Annotated in this window: 13 protein-coding genes, 2 tRNA genes and 1 pseudogene; 1 reads left to right on the top strand and 15 read right to left on the bottom strand. The window is 38.2% G+C overall.

Annotated features, from left to right (window positions below):
* Positions 1-72 precede the first annotated feature (72 nt).
* From CORI_RS04845 to CORI_RS04810, 8 genes are all read right to left on the bottom strand, one after another.
* On the bottom strand, positions 73-801 hold the full coding sequence (locus CORI_RS04845; RefSeq protein ID WP_173031037.1) for a response regulator transcription factor: 729 nt from the start codon (positions 799-801) through the stop codon (positions 73-75).
* Positions 794-2,041 (bottom strand): HAMP domain-containing sensor histidine kinase, encoded by a 1,248-nt coding sequence (locus CORI_RS04840; protein WP_254064965.1) that lies wholly within the window; start codon positions 2,039-2,041, stop codon positions 794-796. Before CORI_RS04840 ends, CORI_RS04845 begins: the two co-directional genes overlap by 8 nt.
* Positions 2,042-2,070: 29 nt before the next feature.
* Complete coding sequence (locus CORI_RS04835; RefSeq protein WP_173031036.1) at positions 2,071-3,087, bottom strand: bifunctional 3,4-dihydroxy-2-butanone 4-phosphate synthase/GTP cyclohydrolase II; 1,017 nt, start codon at positions 3,085-3,087, stop codon at positions 2,071-2,073.
* A gap of 185 nt (positions 3,088-3,272) precedes the next feature.
* Entirely contained in the window at positions 3,273-3,704 is a 432-nt protein-coding gene (locus tag CORI_RS04830) for a DsrE family protein (protein ID WP_173031035.1), read from the bottom strand.
* 183 nt (positions 3,705-3,887) lie between these two features.
* The gene (locus CORI_RS10705; RefSeq protein ID WP_254064964.1) at positions 3,888-5,879 is read right to left on the bottom strand and encodes a methyl-accepting chemotaxis protein; all 1,992 of its coding nucleotides are present in this window, start codon (positions 5,877-5,879) and stop codon (positions 3,888-3,890) included.
* Positions 5,880-6,358: 479 nt separating this feature from the next.
* Positions 6,359-6,433: transfer RNA gene (locus tag CORI_RS04820), tRNA-Met, on the bottom strand.
* An 18-nt stretch (positions 6,434-6,451) separates the two neighbouring features.
* A tRNA-Gln gene (locus CORI_RS04815) sits at positions 6,452-6,526 on the bottom strand.
* 174 nt (positions 6,527-6,700) lie between these two features.
* The gene (locus tag CORI_RS04810) at positions 6,701-7,390 is read right to left on the bottom strand and encodes an MOSC domain-containing protein (protein WP_173031034.1); all 690 of its coding nucleotides are present in this window, start codon (positions 7,388-7,390) and stop codon (positions 6,701-6,703) included.
* A 209-nt stretch (positions 7,391-7,599) separates the two neighbouring features.
* Here CORI_RS04810 and hcp point away from each other — a divergent pair, with 209 nt between their 5' ends.
* Positions 7,600-8,934 (top strand): hydroxylamine reductase, encoded by a 1,335-nt coding sequence (hcp, locus tag CORI_RS04805; RefSeq protein WP_173031033.1) that lies wholly within the window; start codon positions 7,600-7,602, stop codon positions 8,932-8,934.
* Positions 8,935-9,002: 68 nt separating this feature from the next.
* Here hcp and CORI_RS04800 read toward each other — a convergent pair whose 3' ends face one another.
* From CORI_RS04800 to CORI_RS04770, 7 genes and pseudogenes are all read right to left on the bottom strand, one after another.
* Positions 9,003-9,695 (bottom strand): DUF4230 domain-containing protein, encoded by a 693-nt coding sequence (locus CORI_RS04800; RefSeq protein ID WP_173031032.1) that lies wholly within the window; start codon positions 9,693-9,695, stop codon positions 9,003-9,005.
* Between the two features lie 140 nt (positions 9,696-9,835).
* Entirely contained in the window at positions 9,836-11,047 is a 1,212-nt protein-coding gene (gene ilvA, locus CORI_RS04795; protein WP_173031031.1) for a threonine ammonia-lyase, read from the bottom strand.
* Positions 11,031-11,436, bottom strand: a pseudogene (locus CORI_RS04790) (CoA-binding protein). Before CORI_RS04790 ends, ilvA begins: the two are co-directional and overlap by 17 nt.
* Positions 11,423-12,538 carry a tRNA (uridine(54)-C5)-methyltransferase TrmA gene (gene trmA, locus CORI_RS04785; RefSeq protein ID WP_173031030.1) on the bottom strand — a complete coding sequence of 372 codons (1,116 nt, stop codon included), beginning with the start codon at positions 12,536-12,538 and terminating at the stop codon, positions 11,423-11,425. Before trmA ends, CORI_RS04790 begins: the two are co-directional and overlap by 14 nt.
* Position 12,539: 1 nt before the next feature.
* Positions 12,540-14,210, bottom strand: a complete 1,671-nt coding sequence (locus CORI_RS04780; protein WP_173031029.1) for a Na+/H+ antiporter NhaC family protein — start codon at positions 14,208-14,210, stop codon at positions 12,540-12,542.
* The gene (locus CORI_RS04775) at positions 14,211-14,957 is read right to left on the bottom strand and encodes an SDR family NAD(P)-dependent oxidoreductase (RefSeq protein ID WP_173031028.1); all 747 of its coding nucleotides are present in this window, start codon (positions 14,955-14,957) and stop codon (positions 14,211-14,213) included.
* Between the two features lie 10 nt (positions 14,958-14,967).
* Entirely contained in the window at positions 14,968-16,227 is a 1,260-nt protein-coding gene (locus CORI_RS04770) for an ankyrin repeat domain-containing protein (protein ID WP_173031027.1), read from the bottom strand.
* Positions 16,228-16,340 lie beyond the last annotated feature (113 nt).

The following is a 16,340-nucleotide window of genomic DNA, read 5'->3' as shown; positions in this document are numbered from 1 at the left end:
AAATTAATGCCTTATATGAATGTAAATTTAAAAAATAAAAATCCAAAAACTAAATATTTGATAATTTTAACATCAAACATACCCCACCCCGCTTATAGTCCTGTCACACTCCTCATTTAAGCATAGCTTATATCCCCTTCCTTGAGCATTTTGTATAAGCTTTGGATAGAGCTTTTTGCGAAGCTTATAGACAAAAGACCTTATAGTATCAGTTGTGCAGCTTTCCCCTTGCCATACGTTAGCCTCGATCATCTCAAAGCTAACGGTTCTAGCTTGGTTTTTAAGAAAAAGATGAAGTAGTGCTTGCTCCTTTTTCGTTAACGCAACTACTTCGCCGTCTTTATAAAGCTCTCTTGTAAATGCATTAAATACAAAGCCGTTTTTAAGATCCACTTTTGCAAAATCGCTTCTAAATTTGTTTGCCGCAAAACTCATCATCATCACCAGCTCGCGCTTATCAAACGGCTTTTTAAGAACGCCCGAGCTCTTAACCTCAATGGCGCTTAGCATATTTTCATCGTTATCATAAGCGGTTAAAAATATTATAGGCACGTTCTCGTCGCTCTTTCTGATAATCGAAGCCATCTTAAGCCCGCTCATTCTAGGCATATTGATATCAGAAACTATCAAATTTATATTGTGCGAGCTAAAACACTCTAACGCCTCTTTTGCATCCCTGCAAGCGTAAATTTCATTTGTATAGTGCGCCAAAGCGCTTTTTATTGCTTCTCTTAGGTCATCATCGTCCTCAACAAGAAGCAAATTTACATCTTTTAATATCTCTTTTATCTTGCTATACATTGTCCGCCTCTTTAGCCCCTTTTTTTAGATAAAGCGCGAATTTAGTAGGCTCTTTCGCACTTTCAAGCGCAAGTCTTCCGCCAAGCTTATCGGTAGCTAAAATTTTAGCCACATAAAGCCCCATGCCCGTTCCTTTGTCCTTTTTAGTCGTGAAAAACGGCTCAAAAATACGCTCTTTATCTCCTCTTATACCACTACCGTTATCACTTACGCTTATGCAAATTTCATCTTTAACACTTTGCAAATTTATCCAAACTTTAGGCTCAAAAAATACATCTTCCTTCATAAATTCGACAAGCTCGTCTTTGGAATTTGAAAGTAAGCTTAATAAAATTTGCTTCACGTAAGAAGGGGCTGCGTAAACCATAAATTCACCACCTTCGCAGATAAATTCAAACGAAATTCCGTTTGTATTCATCTGAGGCTTTACTATAAATTCAAGCTCGTTTATAACATCTTTTACATTAAAATTTATTATATTATTATCGTTTTTATAAAAACTTCTAAAAGCTTTTATAGTTTCATCCATAAGACGAACGCCTTTTTTACAGCGATTAAGATGCTCTGCGATCTCATCAAACCTATCTTCGTTTAAAGAGTCTTCAATATTTTCAAGCGATAGCAAGATAGAGCTTAAAGGCTGGCGTTGCTGATGAGATATGGAGTTTATCATCTCGCCCACAACCGCCATCTTTGCATTTGCTATTAGCATTCTATGGTGCTCGGCTTCGTTTTGCTCAAGCTCTCTTTCATGCGTTACATCGCTTGCGGTGATGATAAATCCGTCAAATTTGACCCCGCCCTCAAGCACGCTTGAGATATTTAATCTGTAAAAAAAATTATTAATAGAAACAATGAAATTTTGATTATCACAAGGATTGTTTTTCAAATTTGAAAAATTTTTTAAGCACTCAAGATGTTTGGAGTTTAAAACAAGAGTATCAAATTCTTGCTCGTAGTATCTTTTGCTTTCAAGAGCGAAAATTTGCTCAAATTTTTTATTGATAAATTTGACGATTCCGCTTTCATCTACAAGCAAAAGCCCCAAATTAGGAGTTTTTGCAAAAGCTCGCTCTATGTCGTTTTGATGCTGAGTTTTTTTACTAGCAAGCAGATATATAAAAAATCCTCCAAGCGTAAAACCCGCCAAAACAAGGAATTTAAAATCGCCACTAGCGTAATAAAACCAAAAGCAAAGCAGTTCAAATATCAAAAACAGAGCCGAAATAACTTTTTGCAAAAATCCTCCTTGGTTTTGCAAATTTAAGCTTAGTTAAGCTCCTTATACTCAACTATATCAAGTCCAAATCCACCAAGAGCTACGAATTCTCTATTTTTGCTTGAGCTTAGAAGCTCGATCTCTTCGATCTCAAGCTTTCTTAAAATTTGAGCTCCGATACCAAAGTCCTTAATAGTGCTATCGCAGGTCTTTTCCTCTTGCAAAAACACCAAAACACCGTCGTTTTCGCTTAGATACTCGATGGATTTTAAAAGCTCTTCAAATTTAGCCGAGGTTAATAGCTCTATATCGCTTGTAGTTTTATGAAATTTTACATTTGTGCGCTTGCTTATCTCGCCAAAGACAAAAGCAAAATGCACCTGATCCTTATGGTCGGTTATTTCGTATTTTATAGCGTCAAAGCCCGCTATTTTCGATTTTGACTTTTCTTTTACATGAATTAAACTCTCATGCTTTAGTCTGTATTCTACAAGCTCTGAAACAGAGACCATATTAAGTCCGAATTTCTTGCAAAACTCCTCAAGATCGGCTCTTCTTGCCATATTTCCGTCTTCTTTTACGATCTCGCAAATTACGGCTGATTGCGTAACGCCTGCGTATTTGCAAAGATCAACCGAACCTTCCGTATGACCCGTGCGGCTTAGCACACCTCCTTTTTTGGCTATAAGAGGAAAGATATGTCCGGGCTTTACGAAATCTTCGGGCTTAGAAGTGTGGTCGGTTGCCAAACGTATCGTCATATCGCGCTCATAAGCGCTTACTCCGGTTGTCGCAGCCTTTGCGTCAATGGTAACTGTAAAAGCCGTCTCGTGGCAAGATGTGTTTTTATCAACCATCAAATTAAGCTCAAGCCTTTTTGCGATATCTTCAGAAATCGCAAGACACAAAACTCCCTTTGCGTGAGTGATGGCAAAATTTACTTTTTGCGTATCGCTAAATGCGCCTGCAAAGACTAGATCACCCTCGTTTTCTCGATCCTCGTCATCGACCATAACAACCATTTTACCGTTTCTTATATCGGCAATCGCCTGCTCTACTCTATCCATTTTTTCTCTTTATGATTAAATTTATATGAATTATACCCGTTTTGTTTAAAATTCAAGATTAAAAATATAGGCAAGGCGAGTAAAATGAGGCTTCAAAACTAAAAATAAAAATATGAACAAAAAAAAGGGGGTTTAAAATAGGCTTTGCTTATTTGAAAGCCTATTTTTGTAAGAAAAAAGTAAATTTAATAGCTTAAATTTTTGTATTCCTCATCAAGCAAACTTTTGGCTACTTCATCAGGAGAAGCCACTTCAACGCCCTCTATAAGAGCTGATTTATCAAGTCCTTTGTTTGGGAGGTATAAAGGGCAAACTTTAACGCTGGCTCCGTTTTTTATCGCTCCTTGCAGAAGATCTTTGGGTGATTTATTAAGCGGTTTTTGAAGCTCGCTTTTGCTATCTTTAAGTGCAAGATCGCCCGCTTCGGAGCAAAGAACTATCCTTACGTCCTTTTTTTGTTCAAGTGTTTTTGTGGATAACACCATCGCCATCATCTGCGTTTGAGTATCGGATGCTGTAAGCATTACGTTAAGACCTTTTATCTCGTCGCCTGAGGCGTATAAAACGGTTGCCAACGCGCTTCCTAAAGCTAAATTTAACAAAGTCTTTTTTAGCATTTTGTCTCCTTTAAATTAAATTTAAAGACATATTAGCAAAAACCGACTTTTACTTTGGTAACTTTGTGACATAACAGTATTATTTTAATTTTTTAGTAGTTTTAGTATCTAGCTTTTAAGAAGGGGTAGCAAATTCTTTTTTATAAAAGAATTTGCGTTTTTACTTGACTATACAATCAAATCCTAAAACCTCTTCCTCTTCACATCATCTGCTATATCTTTAGCCATACTATCAACTTCAGCTGTTACCTCGTTTGTCTTATTGGCTACTATTACATTTTGTCTGGTTAGATCATCTATATTGGCAACCGATTGATTTATCATGTTTATTCCGTCAGCTTGTTCTTTTATAGATTCACTCATCTCGTTTATGCTTTGAGCGAGTACATTTGTATTAGCTTCTATCTCACCTAATGATTTTTGAGTTCTTTCGGCTAGTTTTCTTACTTCATCGGCAACTACCGCAAAGCCACGTCCATGCTCTCCGGCACGTGCCGCTTCTATAGCAGCATTTAATGCTAGTAAGTTTGTTTGATCTGCTATATCTCTTATTATTACTATTATGTTTTTTATCTCTTCGCTTTGTCTTATTACATCTTGAGTCTTTTGAGATATGGCAGACATTGACGAGCTCATCTGCTCTACTGCGGCTGCACTTTCTTGAAGTGAATTTGCTTGCCTATTAGCTCCGCTTGTTAGTTCGTTCATGTATTCAGATAGAGCTTGTGCTTTTTGTCTTAAATTTTCAGCCTGAGACAAATTTGCACGAAGCATGTTTGATATCTCTTCACCTAGTCCGTTTACTCCTTCTGCCATCTTACCGTTATCATCAAGTCTAGCCGTAAAGTCTTGATTTTTAAATTTATCAAGAAGATTTATAAGTTCTATGCCGTTTTTGGCAATATTATCTTTTAAAGCCTCTTGAAGCTCTTTAAATGTATGTTTTAACTGATTTAATGCAGGGTTTGACGTTTGTGCATTAAGAGTTGCCGTAAAGTCTCCGGATTTGATACTGTCTACGAATGTATTTGCTTCTTTTATAAAGTCGTTTTCAGAGATTTTGGCTGATTCTATCTTGCTTATGTTGTCATTTATTAAAGATGCCATTTGTCCAAATTCGTCTTTGGTTTTTACGTTTAATTTAGCAGGCTCTTTTATCTCATGGTTTAGGAATTTAAAGAAGGATATTAATCCTGTTGAAATTAGGTTGAGGGGTTTGAGAAATTTAGATATAGCAAAAACCAAAATTCCTACAATCACTGCGATAAATAGCACAGAAAGAATTGTTTGATTTTTCAAAACTGCATTTAAAGTCTCATCATAATCGCTAAATTCGTTTGAAGAACACACAAGCCAATTGGCAAGATCGTATCTTTTGCAAGCGCCTACCTTTCTTACTCCTTCGTATTCAAATTCAAACGCCTTTTCTCCGTATTTTTTAAACCCGCCTTCCAAAATTTCAACCGCTCTTTTTGCAGGTTCAGAATTAGACATGATTAAGCTTTTATTTGTGTCATATACCAGCTTCAAACTATCCAAATCAACTAGACTTAAAACACCTGTATTGCTGTCCTTCATCTTTACTAAAGTATCTCCAAGTATGGAAAGATCCACATCGGCTCCAACTACGCCCATAACCTTGCCGTTTATGAGAATTTGTTTTACAAAGCTAGATACTATTTTATTGCTTCCCGGATCCAAATAAGGCTCCGTTGCAAATATCTTATCAGCCTTAGCAGCCTTATACCAATCACGACTTCTTGAGTCATATCCATCTTTTTCAAGGCTTAAAATTTCGTATTTTGGCTCCCTTGATCCCTTTTCAAAGAAGGCATTTATAAGCGAACCGTCATCCTCAAATCCTATAAAAAGAGCATCAAGCTTTGCAACGGCTACAAGATCTCCAAAATTTGCCTTCAAGGCCTCTTTGTCCGAGAAAAATTCGGGATTTTTTTGCAAGTAATAAATAAAGTTCTCTACCGCCTCCACTCTTGAGCTTACATACTCCTCTATAAAAAGCCCTCCCGAAAGAGTAATCGCCTCTTTTGACTTTTCAGACATCCCTACCATGGCCAGAGTAGTTTGCCTATAACTTAAAAATGCAAACGCAAGAAAAGATGCGGTAAGCAAAACAAATATAATTGTCGCGATTTTATTTGAAACCCTACTAAACATAAAACAAACTCCTTTTTCCTTTGTGATTAGCTTTATTTGAACTTAAAAATAGAATTTTTAGGATTATACTATAGAGGTTGTAAAAATTTATTAAAAATAAATTTTTAATTGTTTATCTATTATTTTATTTTAATTTATAATATCTGTTTTTGAAAAGCATTTTGTAAGATTTAATTTTTATGGAAACTATCGCGATTATTATCTGTTTGAGTTATTGAATTAACATTTGGCATATTTTACTCTTTTAAATCCGAATTAATATAAATTTTACACATCAGCACATACTCAATAAACTATCTTAAATTACCTATCGAGCAAGTATCATTTACACTTGGTCACACAAATATAATTACTACTCAAAAATACATCACAAGTAACGTTAAAAAATCGCAAGAAACTATCGAAAATTTACTAAATTCAATTTCAGCAAAAATTAAGTAAGTTTTTAAGTGCTTTGAAACATCGATAAAATGGGAGTTTGGTTGCAGAAGAGGGATTTGAACCCCCGACCTTCGGGTTATGAGCCCGACGAGCTACCACTGCTCTATTCTGCGTCAATATAAGGTTGAAATTGGATGGGGTAAGAGGATTCGAACCTCTGAATGTCAGGACCAAAACCTGATGCCTTACCGCTTGGCGATACCCCAATACCAAATAAGAAAACGTGATTATATTCATTTTTTCGTTTTTTGTCAAGATATAAACTGATAAAATAGCCAAAGTTAAAGTAAATTTATCTATTTAAAAGCCAGACAAAGAAATAATTGTCTAAATTTTCAATCTAATAGTATTAGCAAACCAAACTCGGTAAATTTAAACCACTAAATTTTATCCATATAGGATGTATCGTAAACACCTTCGATACGTCTTTTCATATCATCTTGCCAACCTGCGCTTAAAGCCTTTAAATTCATAAATTTATCGATCAAATGGGCATTTTCTTTGGGTGAATAAAATACGCGATTTACATCAGCCACGCTCATGGAGTCACTATCTCGAAAAACCATATCCACACTATCACCCGCTTTGCAAGAACCGGCTTCAAGCACTCTATAATACCAGCCGCTAAGCCCGCTTCTAAAAATTTCTTTTGCTACGCCTGCATTCATCCAGCGTTTTGATAGCTTAAAGCAAGGCTTTCTAGGCTGGCTTACTTCAAGCACAAGCGAGCCTATCTTATGCACATCACCGATAAAAACGTCATTCTCATGAAGTCCTGATATGGTTAAATTTTCTCCCATTGCGCCAAATGGCAAATTTGCAAAACCTAAAAACTCACTCCACACAGGATAATTCTCGTAAGAATTTGCAAATATAGCCTTTTCAACTCCACCATGATGCCTTTTATCAGCTACTTCATCGCCATGAAAGCCAAATTTATCTGCATAAATTTCACCCTCGGTCGCCGTTTTAAATATCGCACTTTGCCAAATTTTATTAAGCGCATCGTTTGAATTTGCATCTCCATAAGTTTTAACTTCACCTATCAGCAAGGCTTTTACAATCGCCATTTTATACCTTTAAATTTTATTAAAAACAAGCCCAAGGCAACAACTCTTAAATAAACGCCGACCTCATATAAAAATCGCGCTTGCAAATGCCTTATTTAAATTTGAGCCATTGTTTATTCTAAAAACCACTGGGCGTTGATACGTATCAACACTTAAATTTTGATAATTCAATACAATTTTAGCAAATTTCAACAAAGAAAGGATACAAGATGAGTTCGATAGATCAAAAGATGTTTTGTTACCAGTGCGAGATGAGCGCTCCAAACGGGTGTGGCTCAAAAGGGCAAGATAAAGGAACCTGCGGCAAGGATAGCACAAAGGCTAGGCTTCAAGATATGATGATATTTGGGCTTAAAGGCATGAGCGCGTATCGTCACCATGCAAACGAGCTTGGCGCAAACACCAAAAACGTAGATGATGTGATAGCGCAGACGCTTTATTTCACGCTTACAAATATGAATTTTAATTTTGAGGAGCATATCGAGCAAATTCTAAAAGTCGGCAAAGCAGGAGTTGAGGTAATGGATCTGCTTTCAGATGCGCACACTAGCACTTACGGCGTTCCAAGTCCCGTTAAAGTCACACAAAACAAAGCCGAAGGCAAGGCGATCTTAGTTAGCGGACACAACCTTCATATGCTTAAAGAGCTACTTGAGCAGACCAAAGACAAAGGCGTAAATATCTACACTCACTCAGAGATGCTTCCTGCACACGGATATCCTGAGCTACGCAAATATCCACACCTTAAAGGCAATATCGGCAAGGCTTGGTTTGATCAGACTAAGTTATTTAACGCTTGGCAAGGCGCTATCATAATGAGCACCAACTGCATAGTTCCGCTTCGCTCATCCTGCACATACGCAGATAGGCTCTTTGGATATGATATCGCAGGCACTGAGGATGTGACGCATATTAACGGCGATGATTTTACTCCTGTGATTGAAAAAGCGCTAAGCCTTCCTGATATAAGCGGATTTGATAGCGATGAGATCATAAGCACGGGTCATCATTACAAGGCGATTTTACCTATGGCAGGTGAAATCTTAAAGGCGGTAACAGAAGGCAAAATTCGCCGATTTTTCGTTATAGCAGGCTGTGATGCACCGGGAAAAGACCGCGAATACTACCGAGAACTTGCCGTAAGCTTGCCAAAAGACTGCGTGATACTTACTTCAAGCTGTGGCAAATTTAGATTTAACGACATTGATTTTGGCTTCATCGAAGGCACGCAAATTCCTCGCTATCTTGATCTTGGACAGTGCAACGACAGCAACGGCGCGGTTAAAATCGCTCTAGCTCTTAGCGAAGCTACGGGCATAGCGGTAAACGACCTGCCTGTTTCTATCGTGCTTATGTGGATGGAGCAAAAAGCTATCATCATACTCTTTGCACTTTTATATCTTGGAGTTAAAAATATTCACGTGGGACCAAGTCTGCCTGAGTTTATGAATGAGGAAATTTTAAATTTCTTAGTGCAAAATTACAATCTTGGATTAATAAGCGGCGACGCTAAAGCCGATCTTAAAAAATATTTGGGAGAGTAAAATAAAAAAGGAGGGTTAAAACTCTCCTTAAATTTTTAAATTTTAGCCCTCTTTACTAAAGGCTAAATTCAGGCTACGTTTTGTAGATTTAAGCGTCTGTCAAGCGGCTCGTCATTATCATGGAATTCAAACCTAACCGACCTTGCGCCAAAGCTTTTTGCAATCGCCTCAAGAGTATCGCGAGCCGATTTGTGAATTTTGTTTTGAAGCTCGGAAATTAGCTTAACTGACATCTTCTCAACCTCGTTTCTAGCCTCTGTTATGAGCTTATTTTTATCTTCTTCCGTAAACGTACTTCCAAAAAAGCCGTTTAGCGAATCAGGCAACAAAAACGGTATAAATTTGCCGTTTTTTTCATCATAAAATTTCATATTGGCAATCGAAAATTTATATTTACAAGGCGGCATTACGATAAGATACTCGCCGTTTGCCGTATTTACGATATCCATCTTAGGACTTGTTAGATCGTAGATGAAATTTATCTCAAATTCAAATATCATCGAAAGCTTCTTTTCACTAACCAGCCAGCGCAGATACTCCTTGCCAAAGCTTCCAAACGCATGATCGGTCTTTGTCACGATCTCTTTGCTATAAACTTGAAATACCGAAAGCTCGCCGATTGATTTTATCTGCGAAATTTCGCTCGTTATATCGCTTTTTATCTCTTTTGACGCTTTTGAAGCCTGCTTATTTACCTTATATATCACGCCAAATACGATCAAAACCAAAACTAGAAGCGCAACTATTACATAATCAACCATATCTTTCTCCTTTTAGCGCGATTTTATCAAAATTTGGTAAAGGGATTGTTAAATTTACCGCCTCATACTTTGCATTTAGATAAAAGCTTGCTTAAATTTGACCGCTTTAAATCCGTACGGGCACAATAAACCAAATTTATCTAAAACAGCTGAGTAAATTCAAACCCATGATCATTTAGAGTGTTTCGCACCATCTCTTGATGCTCTTTGCCCTTAGTTTCAAGCGTGATTGTGATACTTGCATCGCCATAATCAAGACTGGTAGAAAATCTATCGTAATCAATCTTAACGATATTTGCATTTGCGGTTTTTAAGCAGTCGGTTAGACTCATAAGCGCACCTGGCTTATCAACCAAAGTAACCTTTATCGTCATCTTTCTGGCCGATTTTATAAGACCCTTTTCGATGATGATGTTTAGCATCTGCACATCGATATTTCCGCCACTTAAGACTATACCGATCTTTGCGTCTTTTTCAAATTTCACTTTTGAGTGAAGTACACTGGCGACTCCGACCGCCCCTGCGCCTTCAACGATGATCTTTTGATTTTCAAGCAGGAACAAAATCGCGTTTGCTATCTCTTCGTCATCAACCTGAACTATATCATCAACGCACTCTAATATATGCGCAAGAGTAACCTCACTAGCGTCTCTTACGGCAATACCGTCCGCGATCGTTCGAACGGTTTTTGAATTTTTACTCTTTTTAGCCTTAAAGCTCTCATACATCGCAGGAGCGCCCTTGGCACTTACTCCGATTACTTTGATGTTTGGATTTACCTGCTTAACGCAGCTTGCTATACCGCTTATAAGCCCTCCTCCGCCGACAGGCACTATGATCATATCAAGATCGGCGACTTCATCAAGCATCTCAAGCCCTACCGTGCCCTGCCCCGCCATTACGAATTCGTCGCTAAAAGGGTGTATGAAGCTCATTCCTCGCTCTCTTGCGTATTCGTTTGCGTATTCGTAAGCTTCATCGAAGTTATCGCCCTTTAAAATCACTTGCGCACCAAGAGCCTTTGTGCCTGAAACCTTTAAAAGCGGTGTTGATTCGGGCATTACAATGATGGCTGGCGCACCAAACTCCCTAGCGCATATAGCTACGCCTTGAGCGTGATTGCCCGCACTTGCCGCAACTACGCCCTTTGCACGCTCTTCATCGCTTAAATTTGCTATTTTATTGTATGCGCCTCTTATCTTGTAAGCTCCCGTGCGTTGCAAATTCTCTTTTTTAAGATAAATTTGCGCTCCGCTTAGCAAGCTAAGCTTAGGACTAAACGCAAACGGCGTCTTATAAACAAAGCCGCTTATGGCGCGTTTTGCTTGGATTATTTTATTTAACGATATCATTTTCTAGCCTTTGTAATTCGATTTTTATACACCTGTCTTCTACGAAATTCACACCCGCTTCTTTTGCGCGCTCTTTGGCCGCTTTGTTTGTTATACCAAGCTAAAGCCAAAGCGTTTTAGCACCTACTTTTATCACATCTTCAACAAGAGCGGTTGCAAATTCGCCCTTTCTAAACATCACTACGATGTCGATATCTTCATCTATTTCGCTTAAATTTCTATATACTTTAAAGCCTAAAATTTCATCCTCTTTCGGATAAATAGGGAAAATCCTAAACCCCCTCTTTTATCAAAAATTTAGCCACCGCATTGCTAGCCTTGCTCTCATCGGGGCTTAAGCCTACTATGGCTATGTTTTTAGCTGTTTTTAAAATTTCATGAATTTGCACTTCTTCTCCTTAAAAGCACTCCGCACTCTATGTGAGTCGTATTTGCAAACTGGTCAAATATCGCAAATTTAACCGCCTCGTGGCTTTTATCAAGCTCTTTTAAATTCTCTTTTAAAGTTTCGGGATTACAGGATATATAGATGATATTTTCGTAGTTTTTGATGAAATTTATCACACTCATATCAAGTCCCGCGCGAGGCGGATCGACAAGGATGTGAGAGAAATTAAAGGCTTTTAAATTTACGCCTTCTAATCTGCGAAATTCTCGCACTCCGCTAAAAGCCTGCATAAGCTCTTCACTGCCAACTCTTATAAATTTGATATTTTTAACTTCGTTTAGCTCGCAGTTTTTAAGAGCATTTGCAATCGATTTTTTAGAAATTTCAGTTGCCAAAACTTGATTAAATTCGCTTGCAAGCGGGATAGTGAAATTCCCGTGACCACAATACATCTCAAGCAGATCGTTTGCTCCATGAACGCAGCCTTTGGTCCAAGATATCATCTTTTCGTTTACGGCTCTGTTTGGCTGTATGAAAGCTCCTTCGCTAAAGCTAAATTTATACTCCTTGCCCTCTATATAGAGTCGTTCGCTTAAATTTTCACTTCCGCTAACTAGCTTTTGTCCTCTGCTTCTTGCGATTACGGATATGTCAAATTTGTTTGCAAGCTCATCAAATTCGCTCTTTAGCCCATCAAGCTTCTTGTGATACAAAAGCATAGCAAGCAGGCTATCTTTAGTCGAGATAAACTCGATGCCAAATAGTTTATGCTTTAAATTTTCGTTTTTTTCGATGAAATTTAAAAGAGGCTGCATTAAATTTGCGATTTTAGCTTCAACCTTCAAACACTCGTCAATTAGCACAAATTTACGCTTGTCTCCACGCATATAGTAGCTTAGTTTATCTTTGTCGTGATAGATACCAAATTCAGCCCTACTTCGGTAGCAAGTCGGCACGGAGGCAAAAAACTCAAATTCGCCTCCGTAAAACTCGCTAAATTTTTCTTTTATAAATTTCTTTTTAAACTCAACCTGCTCGTCATAGCTTAAATTTAGAGTGCAACTTCCGCACTCTCCTACAAATTTGCACTCGCTTGCAGTCAAATCAAACCTTTTGCCCTATAAATCTTACCGTTAAAAATACCGCTAAAAACCCAAGAGGAAGCACTATCCACACACTAAGTCCCAAAGAAGCAGGTATATATCCTACAAGTATGCTTATGGCGCTTACGCTAAGTGCATAGGTCATCTGCGTGCGGACGTGGTCTATGTGGTTACACCCCGCACCCATTGAGGAAAGGATGGTGGTATCTGATATCGGAGAGCAGTGATCGCCAAATATCGCCCCCGTAAGCACGGCTGAAATATTTATGATCATATACGCATGAAGCGCGTCGCCCTCAAGCCCGCTGCTTATACCCACGGCATTTGCAAGAGGTATGGCAAGAGGCATCAAAATTCCCATCGTTCCGTAGCTGGTTCCCGTTGAAAACGAGATAAAAGAGCCAAGTATAAATATAGTCGCAGGCAGGATAAATTTAGGCGTGGCGTCTGAAAGCATATCGACAAGATACCTTGATGTGCCAAGCTCTTTGATAACCGAACTCAAAGACCACGCAAGAAGCAAGATAACAATCGTAACTATCATCGTTTTCCAGCCTTTAACCCAAGTCTCAATAGCCTCTTTTACGCCGAAAATTTTTCTATAAACGCCAATTAGTATCGCCACTATAGTAGCTAAAAGAGCTGATTGGAAAAGCGCTACTGAAGCATCAGCCGCACCGTAAGTTTCTCTAAGCGTTTCAAAAGTAAGCGGATTTGCAAGAGCCTTTTCAAGAGTTTCGCCCTCAAGCGAACTAAGACCGCTAAAATAAAAACTAACAAAAGCGCCTATTATAAGAACCAATATAGGTATAACGGCGTTTGATGTCTGAAGCTTGATGCCTTCTTTTGGCTCAAGAGTCTTATCCTCGATATCAACCATTCTTGATTTGCTTGAATGAAGCTCTCCCGTGCGAGCTCTACGCTCTGCTGCAAGCATGCTTCCGTATTCGCGCCCCATCATTGCCGTACAGACCACAAACAAAAGCATAAAGAGGTTATAAAAGCGATAAGGAATCGTCTCTACAAATATCCCAAATGCGTTTATATCGGTTATTCCGATTAGCTCGTAGCCGTTTTTAATGAGTGAAATTTCAAGTCCGACCCATGTGGATATGATGGCAATTCCTGCTATCGGTGCAGCCGTTGCGTCGATGATAAAAGCAAGCTTTTCTCTTGAAACTTTAAATTTATCGGTTATCGGACGCATGATAGGTCCTACGATAAGGGCGTTTGCATAATCGTCAAAAAAGACAAAAAGCCCCATCACCCAAGTTGAAATTTGAGCTGAAATTCCGGTTTTTGCTTTTTTACTAAGCCATAAAGCAACAGCTTTGGTGCCACCCATTTTAGTTACAAGAGCTACCACGCCACCTATACAAAGCACCTGAAGGATAATGCCTGCGTTCCAGCTATCGGCCATTGAGCCTACTATGCGCTTAACGATATCGACAAATCCTTTTACAAAAGACATTATCACACCGTTATTCATAACGCTTAGCAGATAAGTTCCGCTAAATACACCTATAAAAAGCGATAAGATAACATCTTTGGTGATAAATGCAAGGACTATCGCCACAACAGGCGGGATAAGTGTAAATATACCGAATAATTCGGCATTTTTTGCAGGATCTGCAAACATCAATATAGGTAAAAATAAAGCTAAATATCTCATCTACTCCCTTTCAAAAGCAAATCCCGCCCAAGTCTGCGTCGTCGCCATAACTTCAAGCGAATTTATATTTACGTGTTTTGGTAAATTTATACAATCAACTATAATACGCGCGATATCTTCGGATGTGATAAACCGAGTTTTGTCATATACCGCATCGGCTTTTGCGCTATCTCCTTTAAATCTAACAAGGCTAAATTCGGTCTTTGCGATACCAGGCGCGATTTGAGTGACGCGAATTCCCGTACCTTGCAGATCGTTTCTAAGATTAAAGCTAAACTGCTTAACAAAGGCTTTTGTGCCGCCATAGACATTTCCGCCCGGATACGGCCACTCACCGGCAACCGAGCCTAAGTTTATGATATAGCCGCTTTTGCGAGCCGTCATTATCGGCAAAACAGCCTTGGTTACATATAAAAGCCCTTTGATATTCGTATCTATCATCGTTTCAAAGTCTTCGATACTTGCTTCGTTTGTTTTTTCTTGTCCAAGCGCAAGCCCTGCGTTATTTACGAGAATTTCTATGTCTTTGAAATTCTCCGGCAAATTTGCAACTTCTCTAAAAATTTTTTCCTTATCTCTTATGTCGGCTGCTATGGTATGAGCATTACCAAGCTCGGCAGCAAGTCGTTTGAGCCTATCTTCGCGGCGTCCTAAAAGTATGAGCTTATAGCCCTCTTTACTAAGCGCTCTTGCCGTAGCTTCGCCAAAGCCCGATGTTGCTCCCGTGATAAAAGCGGTCTGTTTCACTCTCTCCTCCTTATCTGTTTTTTAAATTTGAACTTAAGCCAATCGTTGTAAGATACTGTAAATTTATATCTTTTTTTCCCATTCTGGCATAATCAAATGCGTTAAATCCCGCATCGTCAATCGCGTCCGTATCTACGCCATTTTCAACCAAAAACTCCAAAATTTCAACATCACTATTAGCAGCAGCTTCCATAAAGATAGTCCTTGAAGTATGCTCAAAATCACAAAGCTTTATGTAGCTTGGCACCGCTTCGCCCAAATTTGATATATAGGCGAGTTTAGTGTTTAAATCAATGGTTTTAGCGTTGATATCGGCTCTATTTTCAACAAGAAATTTAACCGCCTCAAAATCATTTAACCTAACAGCCATAAAAAGCGGAGTTTGTCCGAGTAAATTTTTATAATTAACGTCCGCGCCGTTTTTGAGTAAAAATTTAGCGTTACTTAAATTCTTAAGAGAGAAAAACAAGGAATTCTCGTATCCCAAATTAAGTTCAGCTCCAATTTTTATAAATTCGCTTAAAATTTCCTCGTTTTTTTCGTAAAGAAGCGCCGTATAAAAAGCGCTTTGAAGCAGCTCTTTAGAAATTTTGCCCGAATATATCAACTCATTTATCTCGTATTTTGAGAATTGAGGATCTATAACTCGCTTATCTATCTCGCTTATATCAAGTCTTGTCGCATCATTTTGTCGCTCTTTTGAATTAACGGCAAATTTTAAAAACTCGTTTGCAACCTTTGTGGCATAGTAAATCGCACTTCCTTCATCCATGGTAAAGTTATTCGTGTAGTGTTTTACAAGCGGATCAAGAGCTAGGTTGTAGGTTTTATTAAACTCTTTAAACAGCAAAAAATTCGATATCCTCTGATGACCCCAGTAGCGCAAATACGCTCTATCCCGCTCTTGGATAGCCTCATAAATCAAAGGCTCATCAAGACTTTTTGCATACATTTCAGGAAAAATTCCCGCTTTAAGCAAGGTAAATTTAAACTTATTTAAGTTTTTCTCAGCGATAATCCCTACGCAAAGGCGGCTCTCCGAGCGAATTTTAACCGCCAAATCCATAAGCTCGTTTACAGCAGGAATATTTAAAAGAGAATTTGCACACCCGTAATCAATACTGTTTAAATCAGGGCTATTTGGATTAAAATTCGGGCTAAAAATTTGAGTTTTATTAGCTAAAATTTCATCACAATCAAGTTTTGAGTCGTCATAAATTCCGGCAAATCCAATACAAGCAAACAAAAATAGTAGCCAAAGAATTTTCATTGCAAACCTTACATTTCAAATTCATTTATTTTACTCAAAAAAATATTTATTAAATATGAAATATGGCTATTTTAATGAAAATTCTCTCAAAATTTTAAAATTTGGAACACAAA

The organism is Campylobacter sp. CCUG 57310, from assembly GCF_013201975.1.
Classification (GTDB): domain Bacteria; phylum Campylobacterota; class Campylobacteria; order Campylobacterales; family Campylobacteraceae; genus Campylobacter_A; species Campylobacter_A canis.
This window is presented reverse-complemented; position numbering and strand designations above follow the sequence as displayed.

Bases quoted from the DNA above. Each gene is read 5' to 3' on its own strand.
- CORI_RS04810 (WP_173031034.1), bottom strand. From the start codon at position 7,390: ATGGCGATTGTAAAAGCCTTGCTGATAGGTGAAGTTAAAACTTATGGA.
- CORI_RS04800 (WP_173031032.1), bottom strand. From the start codon at position 9,695: ATGGTTGATTATGTAATAGTTGCGCTTCTAGTTTTGGTTTTGATCGTA.
- CORI_RS04780 (WP_173031029.1), bottom strand. From the start codon at position 14,210: ATGAGATATTTAGCTTTATTTTTACCTATATTGATGTTTGCAGATCCT.
- CORI_RS04845 (WP_173031037.1), bottom strand. From the start codon at position 801: ATGTATAGCAAGATAAAAGAGATATTAAAAGATGTAAATTTGCTTCTT.
- CORI_RS04770 (WP_173031027.1), bottom strand. From the start codon at position 16,227: ATGAAAATTCTTTGGCTACTATTTTTGTTTGCTTGTATTGGATTTGCC.
- hcp (WP_173031033.1), top strand. From the start codon at position 7,600: ATGAGTTCGATAGATCAAAAGATGTTTTGTTACCAGTGCGAGATGAGC.
- ilvA (WP_173031031.1), bottom strand. From the start codon at position 11,047: ATGATATCGTTAAATAAAATAATCCAAGCAAAACGCGCCATAAGCGGC.
- CORI_RS04835 (WP_173031036.1), bottom strand. From the start codon at position 3,087: ATGGATAGAGTAGAGCAGGCGATTGCCGATATAAGAAACGGTAAAATG.
- CORI_RS04830 (WP_173031035.1), bottom strand. From the start codon at position 3,704: ATGCTAAAAAAGACTTTGTTAAATTTAGCTTTAGGAAGCGCGTTGGCA.
- CORI_RS10705 (WP_254064964.1), bottom strand. From the start codon at position 5,879: ATGTTTAGTAGGGTTTCAAATAAAATCGCGACAATTATATTTGTTTTG.